Here is a 6511-nt window from a genome sequence, read left to right as displayed (position 1 = left end):
GCTCCCGGGACGGTCCGCGGGCCGGTCGATGCGGCGGGCGGCCCGGTGGACGGCGGAATGCCGGGCCCCGCACCCCCCGACTAGCCTCGTGTCGTGGACAGTCCCGAACTGGTGCTCGGGCCGTTGCTGCGGCACACCGACGACACCACCGCCACGGTCTGGGTCGAGACCGGCGCGCCGTGTGCGGTGTCGGTCGACGTCGGTGTCCCCGCGGACGGGGGCGTGCCCGGCCGTGTGGTGGTACGGGCCCGGGCCCCGACGTTCACGGTGTCCGGGCACCACTATGCGTTGGTGGTGCTCACCGGGCTCGACCCGGACACGAGCCTGCCGTACACGGTGTCGCTCGACGACCGTGCGGTGTGGCCCGAGCCGGACTCGCCGTTCCCGCCCGCCCGGATCCGCACGCTGCCCCGCGCCGGTGCCGTGGACGTCGCCGGATCCGCGTTCCGCCTGATCTTCGGGTCGTGCCGCAAACCCGCCCGGGAGCCGGGGCAGGGCACCGACGCGCTCGCCCGGTACGCGCGGCGCATGGCCGCGTGGCCGGAGGCGGACCGCCCGCGGGCACTGCTGCTGCTCGGTGACCAGGTGTACGCCGACGAGGTCAGCGACGAGACCGCACGGTGGTTGGCGACCCGGCGCGGTGTCCCCGAACCACCCGGCGCCGACGAACCGGCCCGCGCCGACGAACCACCCGGCGACGAGGTGGTCGACTTCGCGGAGTACGCCCACCTGTACCACGAGACGTGGTCGGATCCGGCCGTGCGGTGGCTGATGGCCACCGTGCCGGTGTCGATGATCTTCGACGATCACGACGTCCGGGACGATTGGAACATCTCGCAGGCCTGGCGCGCGGCCATGCGGCGGCGACCGTGGTGGGCGGAGCGACTGCGCAGCGCGTTCCTGAGCTACTGGGTCTACCAGCACCTCGGTAACCTCTCGCCCGCCGAGCTGGCCGCGGATCCGACCGCCGTCGCCGTGCTGGACGGGCCGGGGGACAAGACCGGCGTGCTGCGGGAACTCGCCGAGATCGCCGACGACGACCTCACCGGGGCGAAGAACACCCGGTGGAGCTACCGGCGCACGTTCGGCCGGGTGGGGCTGCTCATGGTGGACACCCGGGCCGGACGCATCCTCGCGGACGGGCGTCGCTCCATGCTCGATTCCGCCGAGTTCCGCTGGGTCGAGGACAACGCCCGGGAGTTCGTCGACGCGGGCTGTGACCACCTCCTGCTCGGCTCGTCGCTGCCCTGGCTGCTCCCGCCGGCGATCTCGCACGTCGAGTCGCTGAACGAGGCCGCCTGTCGGCGGGGCGGGTGGCGCGGGCGTGCCGCGGAGGCCGTCCGGCAGGCCGTCGACCTCGAACACTGGGCGGCCTTCCGCACCTCGTTCGACCGGCTCACCCGGCTCATCGCCCGCGTGGGCGACCGGCCCGACGCCCCGGCCTCGATCCTGGTGCTGTCCGGCGACGTCCACCACAGCTACGTGGCCCGGGCGCGGTTCCCCCGGCCCCTGCGTGCGGCGGTGTACCAGGTGACCTGCTCACCGCTGCACAACGCGGCGCCCGGCGTCCTGCGCGCCGCGTTCACGGTGGCGTGGTGGCGGATCGTCGCGCGGGTGACCCGGTGGTGGTCCCGGCGTGCCGGGGTCGCACCGCCCGAGGTGACGTGGTCGCGCACCGCGGGCCCGTGCTTCGCCAACGCCGTGACGACGGTGGAGCTGCGGGGGCGCCGGGCCGAGGTGCGGATCGAGCGGGTCGCGGACGGGGACCTGACCGGGTACGCGCGGGTCCCGGTGAGCTGACCTCACCCGGGGTGTCCGCCGGAGCCCACCTCGAACACGACCCGGTCGATCTGCTCGGCGAGTTCGACGTCCGGCTCGGTGACCACGCCCGGCCGACCGGTGCGCAGCGTGAACGTCACCGTGTCGGTGCTGTCCCGGGACACCGCGGCCCGGTCGTTGCGCTCGCCCGCGACCCGCTGCACCCGGTTCACCAGCGGTTCGAGCCGGTCCGCCGGGAGCTGGACCGTGCGGGAGATCGCGGTGTGGTCCCCGGTCCACCCGGTCAGCCGCCGCAGTGCCTGGTCCACCTCGGCGTCGGAGAGTTCGGTCGGTACCTCGCCGCGCTCGCTCTCCGCACGCCGGGAGGCTTCGCCGGACGGTGTCAGCACCTCCCGTACGTCGGCCTCCAGGGTCCCGTGGATCCGGTCCGCCAGCTCCGGGTCCTCCGCGCGCAGGGCACCGAACACCGCCTGGGCGAGATAGCGGGCACGTTCGGCCTCCACGTCGAGACGGCGTCCGATCTCGGTGACGACCTCGGCACCGTCGCGGGGTTCCCGCGGCCCCGGAACCTCGGCGGCGCCCTCCAGGGATCCCGGCAGGGCCTCGGCCAACCGTGTCCGGTCCTCGGGCGGGATCCCGTGCGCGACCGTGGTCAGCACCGCCGAGACGGTCTCGCGCGCGTGGTCGTTGCTGTCCAGCCGGGCGTCGGTCCGGACGGATTCGATCAGGTCCTGGTACTGCACGGGCCCTCCTCGCTCACGCACCACGGGGTCGCTGTGTGCGATTCGGCTACCCGGAGGGTGGGTGACTATGCACCCGGGTGGTCCGGCGCACCGTGGGACAACGGACGGCTGTGGGGCATCGTTTCCCGCGACGACCACGGGAAACGATGCCCCACACACCCTTCCGGCCGAGCTCAGAGCTCCTCGTCGGGCTGTTCCGGGTGCCGGCGCAGCAGCGCGATCGACACCCCGAGGCCGCCCCAGACCAGCAGGATCGACACGATCAGCATGATGATGGCACCGGTGGACATCAGTGCTGCACCCCTTCCACATCGGTGGTCCCGGCCTCGTCCGGGGCCTGTTGCCTGCCGTGCTTCCACGGCAGCAGCGAGAGCACGATGCCGAGCACGATCGCGCCGACCGCAACGGCCCAGCCCGCGCCGATCAGGAACCAGGTGGGGTAGTCACCGTAGTTCTCGGCGAACTCGGCGCTGAGGCTGTCCCACATCATCCAGCCCAGCACCACCGGCGTGACGATGCCGAGGGTGATCCGCCACAGCGGGCCCACCCGAACGGCGGAGGTCAGGTTCGCGTGCTCGGCCAGCGGCCGCAGCCCGCGGATGAACCAGGCCACCACGATGACGGCGACCAGTCCGGCCAGCGCGATGCCGTACTGGTTGATGAAGTGGTCGACCACGTCGAGGATGTTGACGCCCTGCGTCGTCGGGAACAACGCGATCGAGACCACCGCGGTGAACCCACCGACGATCAGCACGGCGGGCACCCGGCTCAGCCCGGTGCGGTCGGCCACGGAGGACACCACCACCTGGACGATGCTGATCAGCGAGGTCAGCCCCGCGATGGTGAGCGAGGCGAAGAAGACCACGCCGAAGATCTCGCCTCCGGGCATGCTGGAGATGATCTCCGGGAACGCCACGAAGGCCAGGCCGATCCCGCTCGTGGCGATCTCGCCGACCGGCGTGCCGGTGCCGGCGGCCATGAAGCCGAGGGTGGCGAACACGCCGATGCCCGCGAGGAGTTCGAACGAGCCGTTCGCGAAACCCGCCACGAGTGCGGACCCGCTCAGGTCGGCACGCCGCCGCAGGTACGAGGCGTAGGTGACCATGATGCCGAAGCCGACGGACAGGGTGAAGAAGATCTGTCCGTACGCGGCGACCCACACGCTGCCGTCCGTGATCGCCGACCAGTCCGGGGAGAACAGCGCGTTCAGCCCGTCGGTGGCGCCCGGCAGGGTCAGCGCCCGGATGACCAGGACGACGAACAGGACCGCCAGCAGCGGGATGAAGATCCGGGCCGCCCGCTCGATGCCCTTGCGCACCCCGATCGCGAGCACTGCGAGGGTGACCACCCAGACCGCGATCAACGGCACGGCGACCCCGCCGACGTAGGAGAAATCCCCGTCCGGCGCGTCCGCCGTGTTCAGGAAGTCGCCGAACAGGAAGCTTTCCGGGTCGTCACCCCAGGAGGTGCCGACGGAGAAGCCGGTGTACATCACCGCCCAGGCGATGATCAGTGCGTAGTACACCGCGATCACGAAGGAGATGATCACCTGCCACCAGCCGATCGGCTGGGCCGGCTTGGACAGCCGGAGGAACGCCGTCGGCGGCGAGCTGCGGTACCGGTGTCCGATCGTGTATTCGAGAATCAGCAGCGGGATACCCGCCGTCAGCAGGGCGACCAGGTAGGGCAGAAGGAAGGCGCCGCCGCCGTTCTCGTACGCGACGTAGGGGAAGCGCCAGATATTGCCGAGGCCGACGGCTGAACCGATCGCGGCCAGGAGGAACCCGGCGCGGGTCCCCCACTGCTCACGTTGTTCCTGCATAGAACTTCCGTCTCGCTCGTCCGTCTGATGTGTGCGTCTCGTCGTGCAGTCGCTCGATCGAGTGAATCGCGCAGACTCTAACGCTTGTTAACCGAGTTGTCGCGTCCGCCGGGGGGCCTCTGCCGGGACCGCAGGGCATGGAACACGCGGAGCGGGATTCCGGCGACCAGTGGAGCGCGCCTGCCCAGATCGGCGCGGTCCTCCCGGTCGAAGACGGTGGCGTAGCGGTGGGCCGCCTCGGGGGTCGCGTAGGTCTTCGCCCCCTCGGCGCCGCACCCCCGCGCACAGGACCAGTGCATGGTGGTGCCGACGCTGGTGAACCGGAATCGGTGGCCGAGCAGCCGGCATCGGAGCATGGCCGGATCGTACCCCGCGGCTCCCGCGGGTGCCGTGGTTCGAGCCACGGGCGAGCGGGTATCAGCAGGCGACGCCCGCTCGGTGAACACGTGCGGTGGCAATACGAACGCGCTCCGTGAGTACCGTTCGGACGGTTCCACGGAGGCGGCGCCGGACGCGGCCGGACGGCACCGGAGGGCGCGGACGGGCTGCGTACACCGACGACGCGAACGGATCGACGACGCGCACGAGCGGTGCGAGGAAGGAGTCTGGGCATGGCGGTCGAACTCGGCACCATCCGGACCCGTGTTCCGGCCCGTCTGGACAGACTCCCGTGGTCCCGGTTCCACTGGCGGATCGTGTTCGCGTTGGGCACGGTCTGGATCCTGGACGGACTCGAGGTCACCATCGTGGGGTCCGTCGCGGCGCGGATGATCGAGCCCGGGAGCGGGATCGACCTCAGCGCCGCGGACATCGGCTACGCGGCGGCGATCTACATCGTGGGGGCGTGCCTGGGGGCGTTGTTCTTCGGTCAGCTCACCGACCGGTTCGGCCGCAAGAAGTTGATGATCATCACGCTCGGGGTCTACGTGCTGGCGACGGTGGCGACGGCGTTCGCGTACGTACCGTGGTACTTCTTCCTCGCCCGGTTCGTCACCGGACTCGGGATCGGTGGGGAGTACGCCGCGGTGAACTCGGCCATCGACGAGCTGATCCCCGCGCGCAACCGGGGACAGGTGGACATCACCATCAACGGGAGCTACTGGGTGGGCGCGGCGCTGGGTGCGCTCGGGGCCGTGCTGCTGCTCAACACCGCGTTCTTCGCGTTCGACCTGGGATGGCGGCTCGCGTTCGCGATCGGTGGCCTGCTCGGGTTCGGCATCCTGCTGCTGCGCCGCGTCGTTCCGGAGAGTCCGCGTTGGCTGTTCATCCACGGCCGTCAGGACGAGGCGGAACGGATCGCCGACGAGGTCGAACAGGAGGTGCTCGAACACACCACCCAGGAGTTGTCCGAACCGCAGGAGGGGCTCACCGTCCGGCAACGGGAGAGGATCCCGTTCCGCGAGATCGCCCGGGTGGCGCGCAGGCTGTATCCGAAGCGGACGATCCTGGGGCTGTCGCTGTTCGTCGGGCAGGCGTTCCTGTACAACGCGGTCACCTTCGATCTCGGCACCCTGCTCAGCGAGTTCTACGGCGTGGCCTCGGGGACCGTGCCCTACTTCATGGTGATCTTCGCCGCGGGCAACTTCATGGGGCCGCTGTTGCTGGGCCGACTGTTCGACACGGTCGGCCGGAAGCAGATGATCACCACGACCTATCTGCTGTCCTCGGCCCTGACCCTGCTCATCGCGGTGTTCCTGGTGACCGGTGGGTTCGACCGGTGGTCGTTCATCGCGCTGATCGGGGTGACGTTCTTCTTCGCCTCCGCGGGGGCGAGTTCGGCCTATCTCACCGTCAGCGAGATCTTCCCGATGGAGACCAGGGCGCTGGCCATCGCCTTCTTCTACGCCGTGGGCACCGGCATCGGCGGGATCATCGGTCCGTTGCTGTTCGGCGAGCTCATCGACACCGGAGAGGCGGCGCTGGTGGCGATCGGCTTCGCCGTCGGCGCGGTGGTCATGGCACTGGGCGGGGTCGCGGAACTGATCTTCGGGGTGCGCTCCGAAGGGGTGGGGATGGAGAACATCGCCAAGCCGCTCACCGTCGCCGACGCCGAGGGCGGACCCCCGGCGGAGGGAGCCGAACCCGGGGAGGAGGCCGGTGCCGAACTCGGGCCCCAACGCCGTGCCGCCGTGGCCCGCCGGGAGCGGGCCGAGGAGGAGGACGCCCG

At 70.9% G+C, this 6511-nt stretch carries 6 protein-coding genes; 2 read left to right on the top strand and 4 right to left on the bottom strand.

The features are described from left to right. Nucleotides 1-93 precede the first annotated feature (93 nt). The gene (locus SACHA_RS0112125; protein WP_019810041.1) at nt 94-1800 is read left to right on the top strand and encodes an alkaline phosphatase D family protein; all 1707 of its coding nucleotides are present in this window, start codon (nt 94-96) and stop codon (nt 1798-1800) included. Nucleotides 1801-1802: 2 nt separating this feature from the next. On the opposite strand, the gene SACHA_RS0112120 is transcribed toward SACHA_RS0112125, so the two are convergent. From SACHA_RS0112120 to SACHA_RS0112105, 4 genes are all read right to left on the bottom strand, one after another. After that, nucleotides 1803-2522, bottom strand: coding sequence for a DUF2267 domain-containing protein (locus tag SACHA_RS0112120; RefSeq protein WP_019810038.1), 720 nt, complete (start codon nt 2520-2522; stop codon nt 1803-1805). A gap of 173 nt (nt 2523-2695) precedes the next feature. Beyond that, complete coding sequence (locus tag SACHA_RS23930) at nt 2696-2812, bottom strand: methionine/alanine import family NSS transporter small subunit (RefSeq protein WP_019810036.1); 117 nt, start codon at nt 2810-2812, stop codon at nt 2696-2698. Beyond that, on the bottom strand, nt 2812-4344 hold the full coding sequence (locus SACHA_RS0112110) for a sodium-dependent transporter (RefSeq protein WP_019810034.1): 1533 nt from the start codon (nt 4342-4344) through the stop codon (nt 2812-2814). The genes SACHA_RS23930 and SACHA_RS0112110 overlap by 1 nt, the downstream gene beginning before the upstream one ends. Before the next feature lie 77 nt (nt 4345-4421). Continuing rightward, entirely contained in the window at nt 4422-4700 is a 279-nt protein-coding gene (locus tag SACHA_RS0112105; RefSeq protein ID WP_019810032.1) for a hypothetical protein, read from the bottom strand. Nucleotides 4701-4955: 255 nt separating this feature from the next. On the opposite strand from SACHA_RS0112105, the gene SACHA_RS21795 reads away from it, so the two are divergent. Next, nucleotides 4956-6511, top strand: a 1556-nt coding sequence (locus SACHA_RS21795; protein ID WP_039738879.1) for an MFS transporter, incomplete at its 3' end; no start/stop codon positions are given.

The organism is Saccharomonospora halophila 8 (assembly GCF_000383775.1).
GTDB lineage: Bacteria > Actinomycetota > Actinomycetes > Mycobacteriales > Pseudonocardiaceae > Saccharomonospora > Saccharomonospora halophila.
Note: the sequence above shows the minus strand (reverse complement) of the source record. Positions and strands in the feature narration are given on the sequence as shown.